27 protein-coding genes are annotated in these 23,411 nt (G+C 30.0%); 7 read left to right on the forward strand and 20 right to left on the reverse strand.

Annotation, left to right across the window (positions count from 1 at the left end):
* Positions 1 to 441: 441 nt before the first annotated feature.
* Positions 442 to 1,374, reverse strand: coding sequence for an RluA family pseudouridine synthase (locus WBG30_RS02625; RefSeq protein ID WP_424503091.1), 933 nt, complete (start codon positions 1,372 to 1,374; stop codon positions 442 to 444).
* Positions 1,375 to 1,439: 65 nt separating this feature from the next.
* Positions 1,440 to 2,450, reverse strand: a complete 1,011-nt coding sequence (locus WBG30_RS02630) for a putative sulfate exporter family transporter (RefSeq protein ID WP_424503092.1) — start codon at positions 2,448 to 2,450, stop codon at positions 1,440 to 1,442.
* A 376-nt stretch (positions 2,451 to 2,826) separates the two neighbouring features.
* Between WBG30_RS02630 and WBG30_RS02635 the strand changes: the two genes are divergently transcribed.
* From WBG30_RS02635 to WBG30_RS02650, 4 genes are all read left to right on the forward strand, one after another.
* The gene (locus WBG30_RS02635; protein WP_424503093.1) at positions 2,827 to 4,335 is read left to right on the forward strand and encodes a cobyric acid synthase; all 1,509 of its coding nucleotides are present in this window, start codon (positions 2,827 to 2,829) and stop codon (positions 4,333 to 4,335) included.
* Positions 4,336 to 4,666: 331 nt separating this feature from the next.
* Positions 4,667 to 5,461, forward strand: a complete 795-nt coding sequence (locus WBG30_RS02640; RefSeq protein ID WP_424503094.1) for an amino acid ABC transporter substrate-binding protein — start codon at positions 4,667 to 4,669, stop codon at positions 5,459 to 5,461.
* Positions 5,462 to 5,464: 3 nt separating this feature from the next.
* Positions 5,465 to 6,100, forward strand: a complete 636-nt coding sequence (locus WBG30_RS02645) for an amino acid ABC transporter permease (protein WP_424503095.1) — start codon at positions 5,465 to 5,467, stop codon at positions 6,098 to 6,100.
* Positions 6,091 to 6,828 (forward strand): amino acid ABC transporter ATP-binding protein, encoded by a 738-nt coding sequence (locus WBG30_RS02650; RefSeq protein ID WP_424503096.1) that lies wholly within the window; start codon positions 6,091 to 6,093, stop codon positions 6,826 to 6,828. The genes WBG30_RS02645 and WBG30_RS02650 overlap by 10 nt, the downstream gene beginning before the upstream one ends.
* 101 nt (positions 6,829 to 6,929) lie before the next feature.
* Here the strand turns inward: WBG30_RS02650 and WBG30_RS02655 are convergent, their stop codons facing one another.
* From WBG30_RS02655 to WBG30_RS02705, 11 genes are all read right to left on the reverse strand, one after another.
* Complete coding sequence (locus WBG30_RS02655; RefSeq protein WP_424503097.1) at positions 6,930 to 7,229, reverse strand: cysteine-rich small domain-containing protein; 300 nt, start codon at positions 7,227 to 7,229, stop codon at positions 6,930 to 6,932.
* A 2-nt stretch (positions 7,230 to 7,231) separates the two neighbouring features.
* Positions 7,232 to 7,960: a DNA/RNA nuclease SfsA gene (gene sfsA, locus WBG30_RS02660; protein WP_424503098.1), complete on the reverse strand. Its 729-nt coding sequence runs from the start codon at positions 7,958 to 7,960 to the stop codon at positions 7,232 to 7,234.
* 78 nt (positions 7,961 to 8,038) lie between these two features.
* The gene (locus tag WBG30_RS02665) at positions 8,039 to 8,470 is read right to left on the reverse strand and encodes a hypothetical protein (protein WP_424503099.1); all 432 of its coding nucleotides are present in this window, start codon (positions 8,468 to 8,470) and stop codon (positions 8,039 to 8,041) included.
* Between the two features lie 13 nt (positions 8,471 to 8,483).
* Entirely contained in the window at positions 8,484 to 8,849 is a 366-nt protein-coding gene (locus WBG30_RS02670; protein ID WP_424503100.1) for a hypothetical protein, read from the reverse strand.
* Complete coding sequence (locus WBG30_RS02675) at positions 8,849 to 9,298, reverse strand: RNA polymerase sigma factor (protein WP_424503101.1); 450 nt, start codon at positions 9,296 to 9,298, stop codon at positions 8,849 to 8,851. The genes WBG30_RS02670 and WBG30_RS02675 overlap by 1 nt, the downstream gene beginning before the upstream one ends.
* Before the next feature lie 161 nt (positions 9,299 to 9,459).
* Positions 9,460 to 10,509 carry a flavodoxin-dependent (E)-4-hydroxy-3-methylbut-2-enyl-diphosphate synthase gene (gene ispG, locus WBG30_RS02680; protein ID WP_424503102.1) on the reverse strand — a complete coding sequence of 350 codons (1,050 nt, stop codon included), beginning with the start codon at positions 10,507 to 10,509 and terminating at the stop codon, positions 9,460 to 9,462.
* Positions 10,496 to 11,407 (reverse strand): ankyrin repeat domain-containing protein, encoded by a 912-nt coding sequence (locus WBG30_RS02685; RefSeq protein WP_424503103.1) that lies wholly within the window; start codon positions 11,405 to 11,407, stop codon positions 10,496 to 10,498. The genes ispG and WBG30_RS02685 overlap by 14 nt, the downstream gene beginning before the upstream one ends.
* A gap of 383 nt (positions 11,408 to 11,790) precedes the next feature.
* The gene (gene typA / locus WBG30_RS02690) at positions 11,791 to 13,602 is read right to left on the reverse strand and encodes a translational GTPase TypA (protein ID WP_424503104.1); all 1,812 of its coding nucleotides are present in this window, start codon (positions 13,600 to 13,602) and stop codon (positions 11,791 to 11,793) included.
* A 33-nt stretch (positions 13,603 to 13,635) separates the two neighbouring features.
* Positions 13,636 to 14,886: a replication-associated recombination protein A gene (locus WBG30_RS02695; RefSeq protein WP_424503105.1), complete on the reverse strand. Its 1,251-nt coding sequence runs from the start codon at positions 14,884 to 14,886 to the stop codon at positions 13,636 to 13,638.
* Between the two features lie 173 nt (positions 14,887 to 15,059).
* Complete coding sequence (gene secG, locus WBG30_RS02700; RefSeq protein ID WP_424503106.1) at positions 15,060 to 15,284, reverse strand: preprotein translocase subunit SecG; 225 nt, start codon at positions 15,282 to 15,284, stop codon at positions 15,060 to 15,062.
* Between the two features lie 320 nt (positions 15,285 to 15,604).
* Positions 15,605 to 15,949, reverse strand: coding sequence for a GxxExxY protein (locus tag WBG30_RS02705; protein ID WP_424503107.1), 345 nt, complete (start codon positions 15,947 to 15,949; stop codon positions 15,605 to 15,607).
* Positions 15,950 to 16,390: 441 nt separating this feature from the next.
* Here WBG30_RS02705 and WBG30_RS02710 point away from each other — a divergent pair, with 441 nt between their 5' ends.
* From WBG30_RS02710 to WBG30_RS02720, 3 genes are read left to right on the forward strand one after another with little or no spacing between them, the layout of a single operon-like run.
* Positions 16,391 to 18,226 (forward strand): M6 family metalloprotease domain-containing protein, encoded by a 1,836-nt coding sequence (locus WBG30_RS02710; RefSeq protein ID WP_424503108.1) that lies wholly within the window; start codon positions 16,391 to 16,393, stop codon positions 18,224 to 18,226.
* Between the two features lie 17 nt (positions 18,227 to 18,243).
* Positions 18,244 to 19,101, forward strand: coding sequence for a hypothetical protein (locus WBG30_RS02715; RefSeq protein ID WP_424503109.1), 858 nt, complete (start codon positions 18,244 to 18,246; stop codon positions 19,099 to 19,101).
* A gap of 23 nt (positions 19,102 to 19,124) precedes the next feature.
* Positions 19,125 to 19,448 (forward strand): hypothetical protein, encoded by a 324-nt coding sequence (locus tag WBG30_RS02720; RefSeq protein ID WP_424503110.1) that lies wholly within the window; start codon positions 19,125 to 19,127, stop codon positions 19,446 to 19,448.
* Between the two features lie 325 nt (positions 19,449 to 19,773).
* On the opposite strand, the gene WBG30_RS02725 is transcribed toward WBG30_RS02720, so the two are convergent.
* The 7 genes from WBG30_RS02725 to WBG30_RS02755 all read right to left on the reverse strand — a co-directional run bounded on the left by WBG30_RS02725 (position 19,774) and on the right by WBG30_RS02755 (position 23,271).
* The gene (locus WBG30_RS02725) at positions 19,774 to 20,163 is read right to left on the reverse strand and encodes a DUF1353 domain-containing protein (RefSeq protein WP_424503111.1); all 390 of its coding nucleotides are present in this window, start codon (positions 20,161 to 20,163) and stop codon (positions 19,774 to 19,776) included.
* A 319-nt stretch (positions 20,164 to 20,482) separates the two neighbouring features.
* Positions 20,483 to 20,758, reverse strand: coding sequence for a hypothetical protein (locus tag WBG30_RS02730; RefSeq protein ID WP_424503112.1), 276 nt, complete (start codon positions 20,756 to 20,758; stop codon positions 20,483 to 20,485).
* A 256-nt stretch (positions 20,759 to 21,014) separates the two neighbouring features.
* Complete coding sequence (locus WBG30_RS02735) at positions 21,015 to 21,554, reverse strand: hypothetical protein (protein WP_424503113.1); 540 nt, start codon at positions 21,552 to 21,554, stop codon at positions 21,015 to 21,017.
* A gap of 1 nt (position 21,555) precedes the next feature.
* A complete protein-coding gene (locus WBG30_RS02740) occupies positions 21,556 to 21,870 on the reverse strand; it encodes a hypothetical protein (protein WP_424503114.1) in 315 nt (104 codons plus the stop codon).
* Positions 21,871 to 21,970: 100 nt separating this feature from the next.
* Positions 21,971 to 22,168 carry a helix-turn-helix domain-containing protein gene (locus WBG30_RS02745; RefSeq protein ID WP_424503115.1) on the reverse strand — a complete coding sequence of 66 codons (198 nt, stop codon included), beginning with the start codon at positions 22,166 to 22,168 and terminating at the stop codon, positions 21,971 to 21,973.
* Positions 22,169 to 22,637: 469 nt separating this feature from the next.
* Entirely contained in the window at positions 22,638 to 22,988 is a 351-nt protein-coding gene (locus WBG30_RS02750) for a DUF86 domain-containing protein (protein WP_424503116.1), read from the reverse strand.
* Positions 22,978 to 23,271, reverse strand: a complete 294-nt coding sequence (locus WBG30_RS02755) for a nucleotidyltransferase family protein (protein WP_424503117.1) — start codon at positions 23,269 to 23,271, stop codon at positions 22,978 to 22,980. Before WBG30_RS02755 ends, WBG30_RS02750 begins: the two co-directional genes overlap by 11 nt.
* Positions 23,272 to 23,411: the final 140 nt, after the last annotated feature.

A 23,411-nucleotide genomic window follows, 5' to 3' on the forward strand; every position in this document is an offset into this window, starting at 1 on the left:
ATGTATTTTCGTGTTTTTCTCTAGTAAAAGATCATCAAAATTATACTCTGTTTCATTTTCTCTATATATATAAACTCTCTCTATAAATTTTATGTCACTACCCCCTTACTTCACATCTCTATTTTCATTCTAACACTTTTTCAACTTCTTTTCTTTTAAAATATATATAGCAATATACCCCCACTTTGACTTTTTTAAAAAATTCTCCTCTCCTACGATCTGACGAATATTATAAATTTCTTATAAATAAAAAGAAATTTATAAATGTCATGAGAGGAGTTAGAGGTGAGGTCTGTAATCCAAACAAAAAAACAACTAGAGAATCCATCCCTAGTTGTCTTAATATTTTTACTCTTCAAATTATCCACACTTCAATATCTTTAAAGATTCTTCTCTCCTACGTTAGGAGAGGAGTTAGAGGTGAGGTCTAGAAGGAGTCATCTATCCGTTAAATTCTAATCCTAAATCTTTCATTACCTTTTTAAAATCTTCAGGTAGATCTCCTATAATTTCCAGTTTTTCCCCTGTAACAGGATGATCAAATTTTAATTTATATGCATGTAACATCTGTCTATCTGCTTTTTTAGAAGCTTTCCCGTATACGTCATCTCCTAATATTGAGTGATTTAAATATTTCATATGTACTCTTATTTGATGAGTTCTTCCGGTTTCTAAATCTACCTCTAATAAACTAAAGTATTCAACTTCATTTATTACTTTATAATTTGTTACAGCTGTTTTTCCCTTTTCTCTAACAACAGTCATTTTTTTTCTATCTTTACTATCTCTACCTATTAAGTTTTCTAACCTTCCTTCTTTAGTTTTAAAATTCCCTTTACATATAGCAAGATATGTTTTCTTTATAGTTTTATCTTTAAACATCTCTGTTAATCTAAGATGTGCTTCATTGGTTTTTGCTACAATAATAAGTCCACTAGTATTTTTATCTAATCTATGAACTATCCCTGGTCTAACTACTCCACTTATAGTAGATAAGTCCTTTATATGATACATTATTGCATTTACTAGCGTCCCACTATGATGTCCTGCTGCTGGGTGAACTACTATATCTGGTTTTTTATTTATTATTACAATATGTTCATCTTCATATACTATATTTAATGGAATATCTTCTGCAACAACATCTAGAATTTCATCTTCTAATATAGTTACTTTTATCTCCTCATTCCCCTTTAATTTATTTCCAGGACGTGTTTTATTTTTATCCACAATCTCTACTAACCCGTCTTCTATAAGTTTTTGTGTATATGACTTTGTAAATCCTTCTATTTGTTCACTTAAAAAAGCATCCAACCTTGTACCTCTATTTTCAATCTCAGCTTTCAAAACTAACATTTCTTTTATTTCTCTCATATTTTATTACTCCTTCTATTTATGTTTATGATTGATTTTATAATTTTAGATTTTTTCCATTTTACTTAATAAAACATTTTTACCAATCCTGCCCCTAATATTAATTGTACCACCATAAGTACCATTGAATACATGATCAGTCTCTTCCCATTAATTAATAAAGTCTTTATGTTTATCTTTCCACCTATTCCAATCAGTGCAAACATCAATAAATATTTAAACGTATAACTAAATATGAGCTTTAAATATTTAACTCCCTCTATATACCACTGTAGATCTATTTTTTCTACCCCATATTCTAAAAGTGTAAAGAAAGCTCCTACAGCCATAAATCCTTTGACAAAAAATGGTAATTTTATTTTTTTTGATTCTATTTTTTTTCCATCTACATTTTTTTTCTGTTTTACCCCTGCAATATAAATTAAAATCAATGGGAAAAATAATAATTTCCCTGTTTTTATTAGGAGTGCTAATCCCAAAGAATTTTCTCCAATACTATAAGCGGCAGGTATTATATGAATAAATGAACTCAGAGTTCCTCCTATATAGAGAGCAGACTGGGTAGCGTCAAATTCTAAAAATCTAGTTATACTAGGCATGATGACCATTGCTGTCAATCCCAAAATATTCATAACAATAATAGCCATGGCAAACTCTTCCTCTGGCTGTCCTAGTACCTCTGAAGATCCTGCTATACATGCTACTCCTCCAGACCCCAATATTAGTCCAAACTCTTCTTTTTCTCCCATAAATTTAGCTACATACTTAGCTGTAAATAATAACATCAAAACTATTAAAAATACAAACCCTATAATTTTAATTCCTAAATCTAGTAAAACTATGTAGTTTATTTTTACTCCCAAACACGTGATTGCTATGGGTAAGATTTTTTTGTTGGCAAAATTAAATCCAGGATAAAACTTATATGCTTTTGCCCCTAAGAATAAATTCCCTACGACTATTCCTAAGATTAATGCCGTATTTATTTCATTCCATCCAAACTTTTTAGAGATCCATATAGCTACAACAAGTAAAATTATAGTTAAACCAAGACCTAACCCATTTTTTTTTATCATCACCATCTCCTTATTCTATTTTTTAACAACTAGTATTATATCATAATTATAGAGATAATAGTAAAAGCAATTAATAGATTCTAGAGAACTACATTTTTTAGCATTCTAATTTAATTATCCTTTATTTTTTATTCGCTTTTTTTTAGAATTTCAATTTTTCTATGAATTTTTTCAGTGGTGATTTCTATTGAAAAATGTTAAAATATAGAAAATTATATCCGCTATATGCACACTTTAATTAAAAGGGGAATGGTTTAAATACCCATATGGTCCCCCACTATAAAAGTTATAAAACTACATAATCCACTAGATTTTTCTGGGGAGAAGTAGGAGTTATCCCCTATACTTTCGCATAAGCGAAAAGGAGAATAAAATTATGAAACACAAAAAAATTATGATTCAAGGAACTGGTTCTTCTACAGGAAAGAGTGTAATCGTAGCTGGTTTAGCTAGAATTTTTTATAAAGATGGAAATAAAGTAGCACCCTATAAATCTCAAAATATGGCTCTCAATTCATATATCGATGAAGATGGATTAGAGATGGGACGAGCTCAGGTTGTACAGGCAGAAGCTTGCAATACTCCACCTCGGGCATACATGAATCCTATCCTAATGAAACCAAACTCCGATAACGATTCTCAAATCATCATTGAGGGAATTCCTTACAAAAATATGAACGCTAAGGAATATTTTAAAAATACAGAATTTTTCAAATCCATTGCTTTAAAAAACTATAAAATTATTGAAAACAATTTTGACATAGGTGTTTTAGAGGGAGGGGGTTCTCCTGCTGAAATGAATCTTAGAGATGTAGATCTTGTCAATATGGGCATGGCAGAATTAATTGATTCTCCTGTTATTCTTGTAGGAGATATTGAAAGAGGTGGAGTTTTTGCTTCCCTCTACGGTACTGTCCTTATGTTAGATGAAAAAGATAGAAAAAGAATAAAGGGAATTATCATCAATAAATTTAGAGGTGATATAGATCTTTTGATGCCTGGAATAGAAGACCTAACAAATCGTCTCCTAAAAGAAGGAATAGATATACCTGTTTTAGGAGTTATCCCTTGGGTGCCTCTAAATATTGAGGAAGAAGATATTCTCACACAGAAATTTGGTAAAACACAAGAAAAAAGTGACCTAAATATTGCAGTAATTAGATTAGATAAGATGTCAAATTATACAGATTTTGATGCTCTCTCATACTACAAAGATTTGAGCCTTAATTTCACCCTTTCAAAATCTGAGATTTGTGAAGCTGATATCATCATCATCCCTGGGAGTAAAAACACCATTCAAGATCTTATTAAATTAAAAGAATTAGGAATAGACAAAACTATCATTGAACAGAGTAAAAAAGGTAAAATTATTGTGGGAATTTGTGGGGGTTACCAAATCTTAGGTCAGGAAATTTTAGATCCACATATGATTGAATCAAAAGATAAAGTAATAAAAGGATTAGGACTTTTAGATATCACAACTACCATGAGAAAAGAAAAACAGACATTCCAAACTACTGAAAAAATAACTCATAGTACAGGACTTTTAAAAAACTGTATGGGTTGCAACGTTTCTGGATATGAAATTCATCAAGGAGTTACTGACTCAAATGAGAGTTCTATCTTTGAAAATAAACCAAATTTAGGAGTTTTAAAAAATAATATCCTTGCTACCTATATCCACGGAGTTTTTGATAATTCGATTTTCACCAGAACTTTTATAAATAATATTAGAATATCTAAAGGATTAGAACCTATAGATGATTATTTTGATTTTGAAAAGTTCAAAACAGATGAGTATGACAAGTGGGAGAAGACCCTTCGTAGCTCACTAAATATAGATAAAATATATGAAATATTGAAAAAAAGTTCCAACGAAATTTAATTTATTTGTTGACATATCTTTTTTTTAGGTGTATTATAATAAAAAATCATACAGGAGGAAAGTCTAATGTTTAACAAATCATTTTCAAGTTTTATTACAGTACATCATCATCATCATCGATAAGGATTTGTATTATGATTTAATCATAGTTACAGATCCATGTTGTTTTTCAAAAAAACTTGGTTCTTATCTATGATGATTTAAACGTTAAACTCACACTGTTGTTTAGCCATCTAGATATTCTAGATGGCTTTTTTATTTTCCGGAGATAAAATGATTACAGCAACAATAATAATAATAATAATAATAATAACCTAAGGAGGATTTATTTATGAAAAAAATATTTATAACATTAATTTTAATATTAGCTGGTGTACAATCTTTTGCATTTTCAATGGGACAAAAAGATACTTTAACAAAAATAAAAAAAGATGGATATTTTACTGTGGGATTAGACGATACCTTTGCTCCCATGGGGTTTAGAGGAGAAAATGGAGATATAGTAGGTTTTGATATCGATCTAGCCAAAGAAACTGCCAAAAGAATGGGAGTTCAGGTTAAATTTAAGCCCTGTGATTGGGATGGTATCATCTTCGAACTTAGAAGTAAAAAAATAGATATGGTATGGAATGGAATGACTATCACCAAAGATAGAAAAAAACAAATTGGTTTTTCAAAATCTTACTTTAGTGGAGAGCAAATAATTATAACCAAAAGTGGCAGTGATATCAAAGGGATATCAGATCTTGCAGGAAAGACAGTCGGCTTACAAATGGGAAGTTCTTCCTACTTTGCCCTAGAAAAAAACAAAGTATATTCGAGTATAAAAAACGTAAGAAAATATGGTACTAATGTAGAAGCGCTTTTAGATTTAGAAGCAGGTAGAACTCAAGCAATTGTTATAGATTCTATGGTTGGAAGATATTATATTACTAAAAAAGAAAGAAAAGAAAAAAGAGATATTTTTTCAATCGTAAATGAGCCTTTGGCTATTGAATATACAGGTATCGGAATAAGAAAAGAAGACACTACCCTTATTGCCGAAATAGATAAAGTTATAGATGAAATGCAAGAAGATGGAACTTATAAAAAAATATATGAAAAATGGTTTGGGAGGAGAAGTTAAATTATGATAGATAGCATATACTACATCGCAAAGGGGTTAGATATTACTCTGAAACTTTATCTTGTAACAGTATTATTTTCAGTCCCTTTAGGACTACTTTTAGCACTAGGGGAACTTTCTAAAATTTCAATATTAAAAAAAATTGTAACCTTCTACACATGGATATTTAGAGGTACTCCACTTCTTTTACAACTTTTTTTCATGTACTATGGACTGCCAGTAATGGGGATAACACTTTCCCCACTTGGGGCAGCAAGTATTACATTTATCATCAATTATTCTGCTTATCTATGTGAAATATTCCGTGGAAGTATTCAAGGAATAAATAAAGGTCAGTATGAAGCAGCAAAAGTATTAGGAATGGGCTATAGGCATACTTTGAGTAGAATAATTTTGCCTCAGGCCCTTAGGACTGCTTTGCCACCTCTTTCAAATGAGGCAATAGCTCTTGTTAAAGATACATCTTTAGTTTCAATAATAGGTACGGCAGAAATCTTAAGAAATTCAAAGGAATTAGTGACAAGAGACTTTACAATAACTCCATTTTTTATCTGTGGAATATTCTACCTTATTTTATCTACTTTAATTCTACTTATATTTAAAAAATTAGAAAAAAGGATGGCGATCTCATGTCAATAAAAATAAAAAATATCAACAAATCATTCGGGGATTTAAATATTTTAAAAAATATAACATTAAATATCAAAAAGGGAGAAATTTTATCTATTATTGGACCTTCAGGTAGTGGTAAGTCTACCCTTCTAAGGTGTCTAATAGATTTAGAAGAAATAGATTCAGGAGTATTAGAAATTTTTAGTGATCCCCTTGTATGTAATACTAGAAATCCTAAAAAAATTGAGAGATTAGAAATTTTAAAAAAAATGGGAATGGTCTTTCAATCTTTTAATCTTTTTCCCCATAAAACTGCTATAGAAAATGTCATGGAACCTCTTATAGTTGTAGATAAGATAAATAAAAATACTGCTTTAGAGAAAGCCAAAGAACTTTTAACTATGGTAGGACTAGGGGATAAGATGAACAACTACCCTCAAGCTCTTTCTGGAGGCCAACAGCAAAGGGTTGCTATAGCTAGGGTTCTTGCTAGAAATCCTGAAATACTTCTTTTTGATGAACCTACATCGGCTCTAGATCCCGAAATGGTAAAAGAAGTTCTTACAGTTATTGAATCTCTTAAAGATACAGGAATAACTATGATAATTGTCAGTCATGAGATGGAGTTTGTAAAACAAGTTTCAGATAGGGTAGTTTTTATGGACTATGGTACTATCCTTAGCTGTGATACACCAGATCAAATATTTAATTCTAGAAAAAACCAAAGGATCAATAAATTTTTAAAGAATTTTTAAAGAATATCTCAATATAATGAAAAACCCAGAAAATAGATTTTTAGAGATTTTATCTCTGCTATTTTCTGAGCTTTCAACATTACTATGAATTTGATTAATATTTACTTGATATTTACTTTTTCCTCGTTACTGTGATTTTCTAAATATTCATTTTGTACTATGTCTATTACAGTTAACATCTTTTGTTGAACAAAATCATATCCAGTATCTTTCATATGTGTGATTATACAATTACTACAATCCTTTATTCCATGAGTATATTTGAAGTTCCCACCACATTTTTCTCCTAACATATATAATGGACAATAACAGAATAAACAGTTAAATTTACTCTCATCCGCTACTGTATGACATGGAAAATACTCACATTTTTTATTTTGTACAAATTTAAAATTTGCCACTTTTATCCCCCCATTGTGCTAAGCACACTTTTATTCATTATATCTAGTGTTCCTCTATAGTTTATAGTACCATCATCTAGAGATAGTTGTATAGGGTATATTTCTACTCCTGCTGAGATTGCTTTATAAAAATATTCATTGAATTTTGGATCGGTCTCATACCTAGGTCTAAAAATATCTGAACTCCTAAAAACTAATAAAATTACTGCTGCTCTATCTCCACTTTCTTTTAATTCAATAAGTTCTTTTAGATGCCTCACAGCTCTTTCACTAGGAGCATCTGGAAACATTGCCACTCTATCTTCTGCTAAGGAAACTCCCTTTACTTCTACCCAGATTTTCTTACCTTCTTTTTCTAAAAGATAGTCTAACCTAGATTTCCCATATTTTACTTCTGCCTTTAGTTTATCTATCTTTCCTATGGGGGATATCTCAAAATCATTTAATAAATTTTCCGATATATATCTATGAAAACTCGAATTTATAAGAATATCTTCTCCATCTGAGGCCCTTCCACTGATCATATCCCATTTTGTTTTTCTATTAGGATTGGTTGCACGTCTTATTTTTACTTTATTTCCTTCATATAGGAGTTCCTTTATCCTCCCTGAGTCATGGACATGTACAATTTCTTCCGAACCATTGTCTAACCTTACATGAGCAATAAATCTATTTGGTCTCTCTATAAACACTCCTTCTTCATCTATTTCTATTTTATATAATTCTTTCATTTTACACCTCTTTTATTATTTTTATAATAATATTATATAATTTTTTTCAAAGTAAAAAAAGCCATGGTTTCCCATGACTTAATCTTTATTTATCTTTACATCTATAGTTGTTCTTTTCACTGCTCCACGATTTACCATATAGAGGTCTTTTGCATTTAAATAATCTTCCTTAGATATATATTTTCTTACATCTATCTGAGTTTTTAATTGATTTTTTTTCATATTTGCATTTACCTGGCCTATCTCATCAAATAATTTATTTATTTTAAACCAATTTTTTTCAGGATCATCTATCAATAATTTATTTATTTCCAACTCTTTCTGATCCAATTCAATAAGCATTATCCTATGCTTTTTCAATGCTACCCTTAATAACCCTTTTGCATTTTCTATGTTTTCATTACTTATCCCAATTGTTGATAGTTCTTTTTCCATGTTACTTATAGATATACTTGAATAGGAGAGTATCGATCCTAGTAACATTAACCCAAATATTATATATCTTCTCATCGAAATTCCCTCCCTACATTTTAAAATCGCTTACAAAAAAATCTTCTTCTTTAACATTTGAAAGTTTTTTATTTTTCAACAAACGATCATCAAAAAGATTCATCTCTACTGCATTTTTTTTCTCTAAATATTCAGGCAGAGCATTTCTACTACTTACTGTTTTTACAAGATCTTGATTTACTCTAACATTTTGCGGCTGACTGATATCTCTTATTTGATAGATTGTAGAAGTAGATACTATTCCAACAATAAATAATGAAAGTCCAATAGCACTATTTCTTTTATTTTTATGCTTTTCTTCCTCTAATAAAGTCTTGTATATATTAACTTTTATCCTTGCCTTTGTCTCTACGTTTATTTTTTCTTTAAAATCAACCATTATAATCCCCCCATTTCCTTCAAGCCTTTATAGTAGACCGATTTTACTGTTGAGAGTTTCATATCTTTTATCTTCCCTATCTCCCTTAGTTTATAACCGTATATATCTTTCATGAGTATTATCTCCCTCTCTCTTTCAGATATTAATCGTAACTTTTCTTCTAATACTATTTTTGTCGTCACATCTTCGTTATCTTCTATACTCAATACTTCTTCATTTAGCTCAAATGTCTCTTTCTTCCTCCTAAAAAAATCATAAGTTTTATTGATAGCTATCCTATATACCCACGTATAAATCCCACTCTCATTTCTAAATTTTTTCAAATTTTTATAGACCGTTAAAAATACATCTTGAGCTATATCTTCAGCGTCTTCCTTGTTTTTTACCATTCCCAGTATTTTATTGTATATCCTACTAAAATACGTCTCAAATATTTCATCAAAATTCATAATTTCATTCTCCTATATTATTTTGACGCAACAAGCTAATAAAAAGTTTATTTTTCTCCTCAATATAAGAAAAAATAAACTTTTTCATTCATCTCCAGAAAAACATTAAAAACTAACTTTGACACAGATTAAATTTGACTCTTTCCTTATTGTCGTTTTCTCTATTCTCCATCTTCCTCTATTAACTTCTGTAGCTCCTCCAAAATCACATCCTCTTTAACCGTCTTTACTACTTTTCCTTTTTTAAACAATACTCCTACTCCATTTCCTCCAGCTACACCATAATCAGCTTCTCGGGCTTCCCCAGGTCCATTTACTATACATCCCATAACTGCTATCTTAACTGGTTTTCCATAATTAGAAAACTTTTTTTCTACTTTCTTAGTCAGTCCTATTAGATCAATCTCTGTTCTTCCACAAGTCGGACATGAGATTATTTCTGTTCCTGTTTCTCCTATCCCCAATACTTTCAATATTTCTTTAGCCACACCTATTTCTTCTGTAGGATCTTCTGTCAATGATACACGGATAGTATCGCCTATTCCATCTATTAAAAGACTTCCTATCCCTATCGCTGACTTTATGCTCCCTTGAAAATAAGTTCCTGCTTCAGTTACTCCTAAATGTAATGGATAATTTATCTTATTTGATATTATTTGATAAGCTTTTCTCATTATCTTTACGTTACTTGCTTTTAGTGATATTATTATATTTTCAAATCCATATTTTTCTAGTAAATTTATATGATACATACCACTTTCAACCAAGGCTTCAGGTGTTACTTTTCCATATTTTTTCAAGATCTCTTTTTCCAAAGAACCTCCATTTACCCCTATCCTGATGGGTATATTATATTCTTTTGCCTTATCCACTACCTCTTTTATCCTTTCATCAGAACCAATATTTCCGGGATTTATACGAAGTTTATCTATCCCATTTTCTATTGCTAACAATGCTAATTTATAATCAAAATGAATATCTGCCACCAAGGGAATATTTATTTGTTGTTTTATCTCTTTTATTGCTTTTGCTGCATCTATATTGTTTACAGTCACCCTCACCAGCTGACATCCTAAATCTTCTAATTTTTTTATCTGAGCTACAGTTTTTTTTATATCTGCCGTATTTGTATTTGTCATAGATTGAATAATTACATCTTCGCTTCCTCCTATATAAATATCTCCTACCTTTATTCTTTTAGTACTTCTCATCTTCTTTCACTCCCATCTTTATCAATAATTCTATCATTTTTTTATCTTTATTTTCACGAGCTACTCCTATAGGTGTATCTCCATATGAAGAATAATTTTTATTTGAACCTATCTTTATTATATCTTCCACTGCATGGTAATACGAGTTAGATATACTACGAAGATACATCTCTCCTAATACATTCTCTCCATCTAAATTTATATAATGTAAATTTAGATCTTTTGTCAAAAACATTCTGATAATATCTTCATCATACGCATAATATATAGCTGAATTTCTTCTATTCTCTACTTTATTTAGATCAGCCTTATTTTCTATGAGTAACTTCACTACCTCTTTATTTTTCTTAGACGTTGCCCACATTAGAGGAGTCCACTGACTTTTATCCGCTATATCTATATTAGCTCCTTCTAAAATCAACTTTTCTACATAACTATTACGGCCTTCTTTTATAAATTTTATAATAAGGGGAACTCCTAAATTATCTATATAATTTATATCTGCACCAGCCTCTACTAAAATATCTAAAGATTTTTTAGTTTTTATAAAATCTACTGCTCTTTTAGTTGCCTCATAAGATGTCGTATTTTTTCTTTTTTTTAGAGGAGTTTCACTTTCTAAATTTACCCCATAAGTCACGATTTCCTTCAAACTTTTAAGACTGTTATTTTTAACTATCTTCATCAAAAGAGTTTCTCCATCTTCACTTATATAATTTGGATCAAACCCACTCTCTAAAAATAATTTGAAACTCATAGAATCATCCAAATTTATACTTTGCTCTACCATAGAGTATGGTATTTCTATCTTATCTACCTCTATAGTTTTTTCTTTTTGTAAACCACTGCAAGATAATAAAAATATCCCCAGTATCATAGTCATAAATAGTTTTTTCATAAAACCTCCAATATAAATAATTTGAATCCCCTTGGATTTTTTTGTCATGAATTACACAGATTGATTAGTTCTTTTATCTGTACTCTATTCTCTGTTATCCTGCTCTATTCTCTTTTTTATTTCTTCGTGTTAATTCGTGTAATTCGTGACTAGTTTTTTTCTTTGGTTAGAACATTACTTTCTTCACAGTATATCTCTTGCGAGTATCTTCATCTCCAATATATTTTCTATTGAATTACACGAATTCATAGAACATAGATCTATCGTACGGGTAATTCATGAATTACCCCTCCATAAATTTAAACACTTCTCTCCCTTTAATTGTACATTATTTTATAAAAAAAAAATAGATGTGATTAAAAATCACATCTATTTAAAATTTATTATCTAACTGTTCCTCTTCCTGCTCTTTTTCTGTCACCCTCTGTTAAGTATCTTTTTCTCATTCTGATGCTTAATGGTGTGATCTCTACTAACTCATCATCAGCAATATACTCTAATGCTTGCTCTAATGTAAATTCTCTAGCTGGAGCTAACTTTGTAACAGCATCTGTTCCAGAAGCTCTCATATTTGTAAGTTGCTTTCCTCTAGTTACATTAACTGTAAGGTCATTTTCTCTAGAATGTTGCCCAACGATCATACCTTCATATACTTCTAATCCAGCATTGGCAAATAAAGTTCCTCTAGATTGTACATTACCTAATGAATATGCAGTAGTTGCACCATGTTCAATAGAGATTAATACTCCTCTTTGTCTAGTTGGTACTTCCCCTTTATATGTTTCATAGTCGAAGAATGAATGGTTTAATATTCCTGTTCCTCTAGTTTCTGTCATAAATTCATTTCTGAATCCGATAAGTCCTCTTGCAGGTACTTTGAATTCTAATCTTGTATATCCATCAGTTCCTTGAACCATGTTGATCATTTCACCTTTTCTAATTCCTAACTTTTCGATTACTACACCAGTGAATTCATCTGCTACGTCAATTATAGCTAATTCAATAGGTTCACATTTTACTCCATCTATAGTTCTCATGATAACTTGAGGTTTCGCTACTTGTAATTCAAAACCTTCTCTTCTCATGTTTTCTATTAATATAGATAATTGAAGTTCTCCTCTACCTTTTACTATGAAAGCGTCAGCAGATTCAGTTCTTTCTATTTTCATACTTACATTATGTTCTACTTCTTTAACTAATCTATCCCAAATATGTCTAGATGTTACAAATTTACCTTCTCTTCCAACAAATGGAGAAGTACTTACCATGAATGTCATGGCTAGTGTAGGTTCATCTATATCTATTAATGGTAATGCTATTGGAGTAGTTCTATCTGCTATTGTTTCACCAATATCAAATTTCTCTGTTCCAGCTATTGTTACGATATCTCCACATACTGCTGCATCTAACTCTATTCTATTCATTCCTTCAGCACCAAATATTCTAGTGATCTTGAAGTTTACTAATTCACCATCTCTTTTGATTAAAGTTACTTCTTGGTTTTTATTTAAAACACCATTATGGATTCTTCCAGTTGCTAATTTTCCTAAGTAGTTATCTGGAGCTATGTTAGTAACTAACATTTGTACTGGAGCTGTAGGATCTCCTTCAGGATCTTTTACATGTTTAACTATTGTTTCAAACAATGGTTGCATGTTTAAATCTTCATCAGTTAGTTCATACTTTGCAAATCCATTTTTAGCTGAAGCAAATACTACTGGGAATTCTAATTGGTTATCGTTTGCTCCTAATTCAACAAATAGATCAAATACTAGGTCTACTACTTCTTCAGGAGTACAGTTTGGTCTGTCGATCTTATTTACTACAACAATTGGATCTAATCCATGCTCTAATGCTTGCTTTAGTACGTATTTAGTTTGAGGCATTACACCTTCAAATGCGTCTACTAATAATAATACTGAATCTACCATTTTTAATACTCTCTGTACTTCTCCACCAAAGTCAGCATGGCCTGGAGTATCTACGATATTTATTTTATATCCCCCAAAATCAAGGGATGCATTCTTAGATAAGATTGTGATTCCTCTTTCTTTTTCGATATCATTTGAGTCCATCGCTCTTTCAACAAGTTCTTCTCTGTCTCCGAATACTCCTGATTGTCTTAACATTGCATCTACTAATGTTGTTTTACCGTGGTCTACATGAGCTATAATAGCTATATTCTTTATGTTCACTGTGTCTCCTCTTTTGCCTCGTTTGGCATATATTTAATTATTTTCTCTACTATATTTGATCTTCCACAACTTGTTTAGTTTTTCTAAAATTAGTCTTTCATTCTTATTCTTTTGCGGAAGGTAATAAACTTTATTATTATTTTTATATTCTTGATATACAAAATTACCATCATATTCATGGGGATATTTATAATCTTTTTTACCTAAATCAGTTAGGTGAGTTGGCACCTCTTCTATAATTCCATTTTTTATATCTATCATAGCAGAGTTGATAGCCTCATATGAACTCGATGACTTAGAAGATATTGCAAGATAGATAGTCACTTCTGATAATATAATTCTTACCTCTGGCATTCCTATTTTCTCACAAGCCATAATAGCAGCATTAGCCATAGTTAGAGCTTCTGGATTAGCTAATCCTATGTCTTCTGAAGCACTGATTAATAGTCTTCTAGCAATATATCTTGGATCTTCTCCTCCATCTAGCATCTTAGCCAGCCAATATACTGCAGCATCTGGATCTGATCCTCTGATACTTTTAATAAATGCTGAAATAGTATTATATTTATCTTCTTTTTTATGATAACCAGCTTTTCTCTTTTGAAGTAGATTTTCTATCTCCTCTAGATTCATAGTTTCACCAACTTCTGAGATCAATTCTAGATAGTTTAGAGCTATCCTTCCATCTCCTCCAGAGAGCTCCTCAATATAAAATTTTATCTCTGAATCCATTTTTTTATTTTTAAAAATCAATGCATTATCTATGAGTTTTAATATTTCATCTCTATTTAACTTTTCAAATTCAAAGATCATAGATCTCGAAAGAAGAGCATTATTAAGTGCATAATATGGATTTTCTGTAGTAGCTCCTATTAGCACTATTAGCCCATCTTCTGTATGAGGTAAAAGTGCATCTTGTTGTAATTTATTAAATCTATGGATTTCATCTAAAAATAAGAGTGTTCTCTTGTTTTCTAATTCTAGCCTTCTATTGGCTCTATCTATAACTTTCCTAAAATCATTTAAGTTAGCAGTAGTTGCATTTAGTTTTTCAAAACTAAAATCTAGTTCATTTGAGATCAACACACCTAAAGATGTTTTCCCTGTCCCAGGAGGACCAAAAAAAATAGAATTGATCATCTTTCCCATTTCTATTAGTTTTCTCAAAACACTGCCTTTACCTATGATTTTTTCCTGACCGATATACTCGTCTAAAGTTTCAGGACGCATAGCATATGCCAAGGGTCTGATTCCATCATAATTTTTTTGAAAAAGTGTATTCATTTCGATCTCCATTATATCACAAATTTCATTTTCTGTACAATATTAAACCAATCTCTTATTGTATTTAATCACGAATAATTCTAGCTTTATATTATTCATTTTCTATATTATATAAGCACATAATCCCATACACAATTAAAGAGGCTAATCTTTTACAGATCAGCCTCCTATCTTTAACTTACTAGATATAGTAATAATGCTACTATTAAAAATCCAGCTGCTACAAATTCTGTAGCCTTAGCTAAGGGTCCACCATCATCGTGTACACCAAAAATACTATTGGTAGCACCAGTTCCTATTCCACCACTCATACCCTTACTTCTATCAGGTTGCATAATTACCAAAACCATTAAAGAGATTGCAAGTATAAATAAAATTACCGTTAAAAATGTAGCCATTTTCACCCTCCTAATAAACCTTTTCTTTCCTTGTATTATAGCTCATTTTGTCTATTTTGTAAAAAAGTATTTTAAAAACATTTAAAACCTTTCAACGCAGAGACACTGAGCTTCACTGAGATTAAAATTAGAGATACACTGAGGATCTTTTTTTGTCACGAATTACACGGATAAAATCTTTAAATTCATAGAACGCGTATCTCTATCGAGATACACAGAAAAATCTGTGATCATTAAAGTTTCTTCCGTGTATGTATATTTTATACATCCGCGTTCTATTTCTTTTTCTTCTCTATTTCTTATTTGCAAAGACAACTCTTTTAACTTCTGGATTTTTTCCAAAATTTAATAATAATCCTATTTTCAATATCTGTAGCCTTTAAATAATTAATCAACTGAAATTTATGTTCATCTTTTAGTTTTTCGACAACTTTTAACTCTAAAATTATTTCATCATTTATTAATAGATCTGCATAATAATTCCCTACTTCTTGGTTATCATAATATACATTAATTGCCCTCTGTGATTCTACAGTATAGCCTAATTTTTTTAATTCTAATGATAGAGAATTTTCATAAACTTTTTCTAAAAACCCATGACCTAAAGTATTATAAATTTTATAAAATGATTTAATAATATCAAAAGTTATTTTTTCATATTTCATTAATATCACCTCAATTAACGTTATACATAATAAGTTGAGATTTCCTATAATTGCTTTGGTTTTAACCAAAAAATTAAAAATCCTGCTTCTTCACAGCTTTTATCCGTGTATGTCAGAGACATCCGCGTTCTATGCCCTTCTCCGTGATCTCCGTATCCAAAGATTTTTAAGATTTCTTTCGTATTTATTTGTGTAATTTGTGACTAGTCTTTTTCTTGCTCATAACCAAAAAAAAATTCTATTTTTAAAGGGAATTTCTAAAAAAGTCGTATAAACAATATAACTTTAATTTTAATTAAAAAACGACTAATTTTTAAGATGAAATAAATATAAATATAAATATACATATATTCTATATTTTTATTTGTTAAAACACTGTAAAAACAGTATAATTAAGATATCTTAAATTTTAACTAAATTTAAAACTTTTATGGAGGTTTTATGAAAATCATAATTTTATTCTTAATTAGTTGTATTTTTTTATTTGGAGAAATTTTTAAACCTCTTACAGTTTTAATAGATTTCCCCGATTATAGATACTATGACTTACAACATAAAGAAAGTGAATTAATTAATAATCGTTTAGGTGAAGACTTCACTCCAAAATTATATGAAAAAATGTTTTTTGGACAAAGTGGATATATAGGTTACAACGGACAAAAATTTCTCTCTGCTAAAGAATATTTTAAAATAGAATCTGGTAATTCATTTATTTTAAAAGGAAGTAAAGGTGATATCTACGGTTGGTTTACAGCGCCTAAAGATGCAGAATACTATGGAAAAAACATTAGTAAAGATGGTGATTCTACACGAGCATCTCATTTGGTAGATTTCTCTATCGAAAAATTAGTCGAAAATAAAATAGATTTTTCCAAATATGATCTAAACAATGATAACATTATAGATTGTCTTAGTATAATTTATTCAGGAAAAGGAGAAGAGATACACAATTCTTTAGGAAGTGAAGCTATTTGGCCACACTTTAATAGAATTCAAAATATTTCTAAAAATAAATATTATTATTTTAAAGATCATAATAACAAAACTTGGAAAATTGATAAATACTTTTTAGTCCCTCAAGATATCCCTTTAGACCTCTATATCCATGAAATAGGTCATTACTTAGGATTATCTGATCTTTACAAAAATGAATCTACTGTAGGCTATTGGTCCATTATGGGTCATATTTACTGTGGAGAAATTATTGGTAGCATGCCTAATTCTTTAGGCGCTTATCACCGTTATAATCTCCAAAAAAAACATAACAATAAAGGCATCCCTAGTTTTTGGGCTAATATAAAAGAATATGATTTAGAAGACCTCAAAAACAATAATATTATTAAACTTTTTTCTAGTAATAATAAATATTCAAATAATATCATAAAAATAAATCTTCCAGGAAAAAAAATAGATATCCCTGTAGACGATAGGATACTTTTTTATACAAACAATGATCATAACTCAGAAGATAATATTACATTTTCTGTTTTCCTCCCAAAACAACAAGATAATATCTTAAGTTTTGATGTTTGGTTTAATTCAGAGCAACATTTAGATATAGCAAAAGTCTATGTTCGTAAGCAAGGAAAAGAGAAATGGCATCTATTAAAAAACTTAAATCATGAAAAAAGTAGAGCTGGAAAATGGATAGCTTTAAAATATAATTTAAAGCCTTTTAACGGAGAAAGAGTTGATGTTACAGTTAATTTAATTCCATATATAAAGGAAGGCACAAAAGGAGCATATATTTCAAATTTAACTATGTCATTTGGTTCTAATAAACATATTAATTTTAAAGATAATAAAAAAAAATTTAAATATAATGGTTTTACTCATACTCTTACAGATAAAATTTTAAAAAGGTATCTTCTAATAGAATATCGAAACCTTTTAAATGATAGTATCGATGAAGGCCTACTTTATACAAGATTAAATATCCCCTATAAAAAAGGACTTTTAATATGGCATATAGATGAAGGATATACAGACTTCAATCACCTAGTCACTATTATGTCTTCAAATGAAAAACCATTATATGAGATTATAAATGGTGAACTCCTTAAATTTAATAAAAAAAAATACATAACATCTAGTTGGGCTTTTTCTACAATTAATAAACCTGAAATGGCGGTAACAAATAATGATAGATTCTTCTACCGTGAACCTATCCCTGGTGTTAGCAATTTTTCTCTACTAGAAAAAATAAAAATAGAAATATTAGAAGAAAATAAAAATGATATTAAATTTATACTTGATTATAAAGATAATAAAAAATGATATAAAGGGAGGAAATTATGAATTTGAAACAAAATATTATTTTTGGAGGGCTTTTGATAAGTAGTCTTACTATGGCTGAAAATGTTGCCAACATTGCTACATCATCTAGTGCTCTTTCCGAGTTAAGGGTAGCATCCCAAGAAACAAAATCTGATAAATACTTTTATTTAGTAGATGATTTTAGTAACCTTGCAACTGCCCCTGGGTTCTCTTTTGGAGCTCCATCTGGTTTAGTTCCTGGATTTGGAACAGCTTTTATGGGAGTTGCCGGAACTTCTTATAGTGGAGATACCGATGGTGGTCTAGCTCTCGGTGGAGGATTTGGAGATCCGATTAAATCTGTTGGAGGAGCTGCATCATTATCACTTGGTAGTATAGACCCTAGTGATGGAGGAGCTGGTAATAGAGGCTCTGTTAATCTTAGTTTAGGTAAGACTTTTACTGCTTATGGACTTGGAGCTGCTGTAGGTGTTTCCAATGTAGATGTGTGGCACGCTACCAATGATGATAAACTAGATCCTAGTTATTACGTTGCTGTTACTAAACTTTTACCAAATGATGTTGCCCCAGTTATTATCACTGTAGGAGTAGGAAGTAATAGTTATGCAGATATTAGTAAAGACGATATCAAGACTACTAGAAATGAAAGAAAAAATAAGTGGGGAGAATTTGTTTCAGGAGCAGTATATGTTCATCCTCAAATGAGTTTAGTATTAGATTATTCATCTGGTATAACTACTTTTGGTACGAGTATCGTTCCTATGCCAAATTATCCTGTTTCTATAGGGTTAGCCGCTCAAGATCTTTTCAAAGAAGATAAAGCAGTAGACGAAATCAAATTTTTAGGTACACTATCAGTCGGTTTTGTATTTTAATTTTTTAAACGGAGGTAATTTATATGAAAAAAATATTTTTAATATTTGCTCTTACTACTCTAATGAGTATAGGAGCTAATGCTGAAGAAAATGATAGTAACGCACAAGTACAAGAAGAGGTAGCTACTTCTACTTCTTCCTCTACCCCTGCTCCTCAAAGTAATCTTTCAGATTCATTTATGGCTGCTTTTGGAATGGACGTAAGTGCTGGAGGTAGTGGTGAAGCTGCTCCGGGTATGGAAGGTGCTAGTTCTGCCGGAACAATGGCAGTGGGTATGTCTACTATTTCAACTACTTCTGCTAATCAAGTTACACCACCTTTTACACCATATAGCTATCAAAAATAATTTAAAAAAAAGCTCTCAGTCTTGAGAGCTTTTTCTCTTAATTATAAAACTCCCTTTCTTAAAAAAAACTTTGTCACGAATTACACCAATGTAAAACATCTTACTGCTACAACACAGAAGTCTTTGAGATCTAGGTTAGAGTTTTACAGAGAATTTCTCTGGGTATCTCTTTTTTTCTTCTGTGTATCTCCATGTCCAAGTTTTTATCTTTTCTCTGTTCTCTTCTTCGTGTTCATTAGTGTCATTTGTGACTAGCTTCTCTTCTTGATTTTAACTATACACTTTCAACTTTCAACTATACATTTTCTTCTCTCACTTAGTTTTTTTAGATTTTTATTGCCCTCCACCCAAACATCCTCACTCCCAAGTAAACCCATGCTGCTCTTATAAAACTCATCCCATCTTCTCTGCATATTTTTCGAAGTAGAGTATCTGCTATTTTTCTATATAAAGGTGTTATATATCCATCTCTAATCAATTGATATAGGCAATCATGGAGGAGGGAACCTCTCATAAAGTTTTGTGTATCTATAGCAGGACCACTTGCACCATCCCAACTATATCCCTCTAAAATATTTAAATCCAGAGTTTTTTCATCAAAAGTAAAATATTCTTCTTTAATGGGTTTAAGTAGTTTAGGTTTTGGAATAGTAAAAAATTCTAATTGTAGGAGTTTATATTTATATTTTTTATGAGTTATAGATATATATTTCATAGGTTATCACCTCTTTTGGAAAGTCTACTTTAATTATACACCCATATTGATTTTTTCTTTTCTTTTCTTTTTCAACTATACACTTTCAATTTTTAATTTTTTTTCACTTCTCACTTCAAAAAGCTCCTCATTTCCCTCCTAAGGCCGTCTAAAAACTATCTCTATAGATAGCACCTCCATAGTTGAAATATAGCAAATAAGGAAGCCTTTAACCTATTGAAAACATTGGGATTGAGAGGCAATAAATATAAAAGGCCACTGAGTGGCCTTAAGGGGGTTAGAAATAGCCTTAAGGGTAGCGTGAGTGGCCTTATTCTGCCTAAAATTTATTACATTTTAGAGTATATCTATATCTACCACCTATTTTTATTGCTCTAGCTAGAATCCCCAATTTTTCCAAGTGAATCAATGATTTTTTTATTCCACTTATAGATATCTTTACATCTTCACTATAATTTTTTATTGAAAATATAAATTCATCATATGGTTCTAACATGATTCTAGTGAGAATTATTTTCTCTACCTTAGATATATCATCTCTAGATAATATCTGTTTTATATGGATAAGGGGATCTGATCTATTTTTAACAAACATGGATCTCACCTCCAATAAATTTAGTTTTTTTTGACACAGATTTCTATGGATTAAAAACTTGATTAACACAGAGATTCACCGAGGCAAGATGAGAGGTTCACAGAGTTAAAACCTAAAATTTATTTTTCCTCTGCGATCCTTTGTGTACTCTTTTTCCTCTGCGTTGATATCTTTTCCCTTCTTAGTTAGAACCCTATCTATACTCTGTTATCCTTACTCTGTATCCCGTATCAAAAGCGGAAACTTTTGGAACCTTCTAATACTTTTCATGCCATTGGTGACTAGTTTTTTTCTTTTCTCTATACTCTTTTTTCTTTTCATTCTTACTTTTTACTTCACAAACTAACCTTCCCTCTATATCCACTACAATTTTTAAATAGAATAAATATAATGAAAATACAAAATATATAAATTCATATTTTTCTTGAAAAACTTCATCCTTTAGACATTGAAATATTATTTTTTCCAAGTGAAAGAACTCCTCCTCTATCGCTTTATCCATAGGAATAAGTTTTTGTCTAGATTTCATAAACTCCTCCCAATACTCATGACTCAATACAACTTGTTTAGATTCACCCAAGAGAGATCTAAAGGCAGGGACATAATCTCTCATAATCCTGCCAAAGATCTTCTGATTATTTTGATCCATACAATATATTTTTTGTCTTTGAACCAAATTAAAGTAATGGAAAAGTTCATGATTTTTTACAACTTCTACTTTTTCTTTTTCTTTTCTTATGTTTCTAAGAAAGGGAAGAACTATCTCTGCAATATTTATTACCTCCCTAAAACTCAACTTACTCACCAGTTTTTGTATAAGTATCCACATAGTATTGGAATGCTTCTACTTCTATCATTCTATTCTCCAAATTTGATATAGTAGTCTCTGCTCTTTCTATCTCTTTTTTTACTGTATCTTTCCACTCAGTGTAATTACTATAATTTGAATAACTTGGCATAGGTTCCCCTGCTGTTTCTCTTTCATTAAGAAATTCTAGAGTTGCTCTGTCATCAGCAATTTCTTTCAAGTATGCCTCTTTTTTTTCATAAGTTTTTTGAGTTCTAGAAATCTTTGCTGACAACATCAATTTCTTTTCTGGTACTGTTTTCATAATTTTACCTCCTTGTATTTTAGAAAAAACAATAACATGGCAAAAAAATTGAAATTTAATCTACTCGATTTTTGTGATTATCAAAAAATTAAAGTAGGAGTTAATTAAATTTATTTATGTAATTTAAAGCATCTGAAAGAAAGATAAGGTAAACTCCAGAAATTTTTATTCCAGTTAAGAGTCCATCTCGAATATATCGCCGTACAGTACATGGAGCTACTCCTAATATATTAGCAAATGAATCTGTAGTAAAAAATTCTTGTTGTGTCTCTATTATTTTTTTTTGACCGTAATTCATATGTTTTCCTCCTCCCTTAAAACATTTATATTTTCTTTCTTATTTATAGTATTTCATATAAATCAATATTTTTCTTGCATGTGCACGTCTACAGGCACAAGGATTTTTTTCCTTCTTCAAATAACTAAAATTTTAATAAAAATTAAATTAATTTTTAATTAAAAATAAAATAATATAGATAAAAGATATTAAAAATATAGTACTTTTAGAAAAAATGAAATAAAAAAAATTTTGAATTAATTTTATTTTTTACAAAAAAAAAGAGGTAAATACCTCTATAAAAATAAACCTAACCTTTTTTTACCACCAATCTATATACTTTATCGTACGGGTAATTCATGAATTACCTCTACAATATTTTGAAACCCTATCACGAATTATTAAAATCTATCAACGCAGAGGCTCAGAGATCCCAGAGTTTAGTGCTCCCTAAGTAAATAAATCTGTATAGAATGAAAGAATTTATTTATTACAATTCATCCGATTCATTTTTTTTTATTTTTATTAAATTTTCTTTCAGATCTCCTAATTCATTTGTAATTATATCCCACTCTATATCTTGTGCAACTTGAAAATATTGATGTATTACAAAATTTCTCATGCCTATTATTTCTCTCCATGGAATTTCAGGATATTTTTCTTGTATTTTATCAGGAATTCTATTCAAAGCCTCCCCTATTATTTCAAGATTTCTTTCAACAGCTTGTCTTACTAACCTATTTTCTTCAAATTCATCATAAGACATTCCTTTTGTATCTTCTATAATATAAGAAATAGACTGTAAAGCATCTTCTACTCTCAATTTCCACTTACGAGACATATATTACACTCCTTAAGATTTCTTCTTTTAACTCTGCCCTTAAATCTTTCTCCCTACATAAATCCACTTCTTTTTTTAACAAATCTTCTAAATAAAATTTCAAACCAAAGTAAGATCTTGAAATTCTAGAGACTTTTTTAAATTTAACAAGTATATCTATATCACTATTTTCATTTTGAATTTCTTTTGCATATGATCCAAAGATACCTATCTTATCTATCCCAAAAGATTTTATAGTTTTTTCATGTGTTTTTATTATTTGGATTATCTCTGTTCTATTCAAATTTCTACCTCCAATATCTTCTTTGTTTATACTACAGTATACCATAAAAAAAAGAGGTAAATACCTCTATAAAAATAAACCTAACCTTTTTTTACCACCAATCTATATACTTTATCGTACGGGTAATTCATGAATTACCT

This window comes from Psychrilyobacter sp. (assembly GCF_049671765.1).
Taxonomy (GTDB): domain Bacteria; phylum Fusobacteriota; class Fusobacteriia; order Fusobacteriales; family Fusobacteriaceae; genus Psychrilyobacter.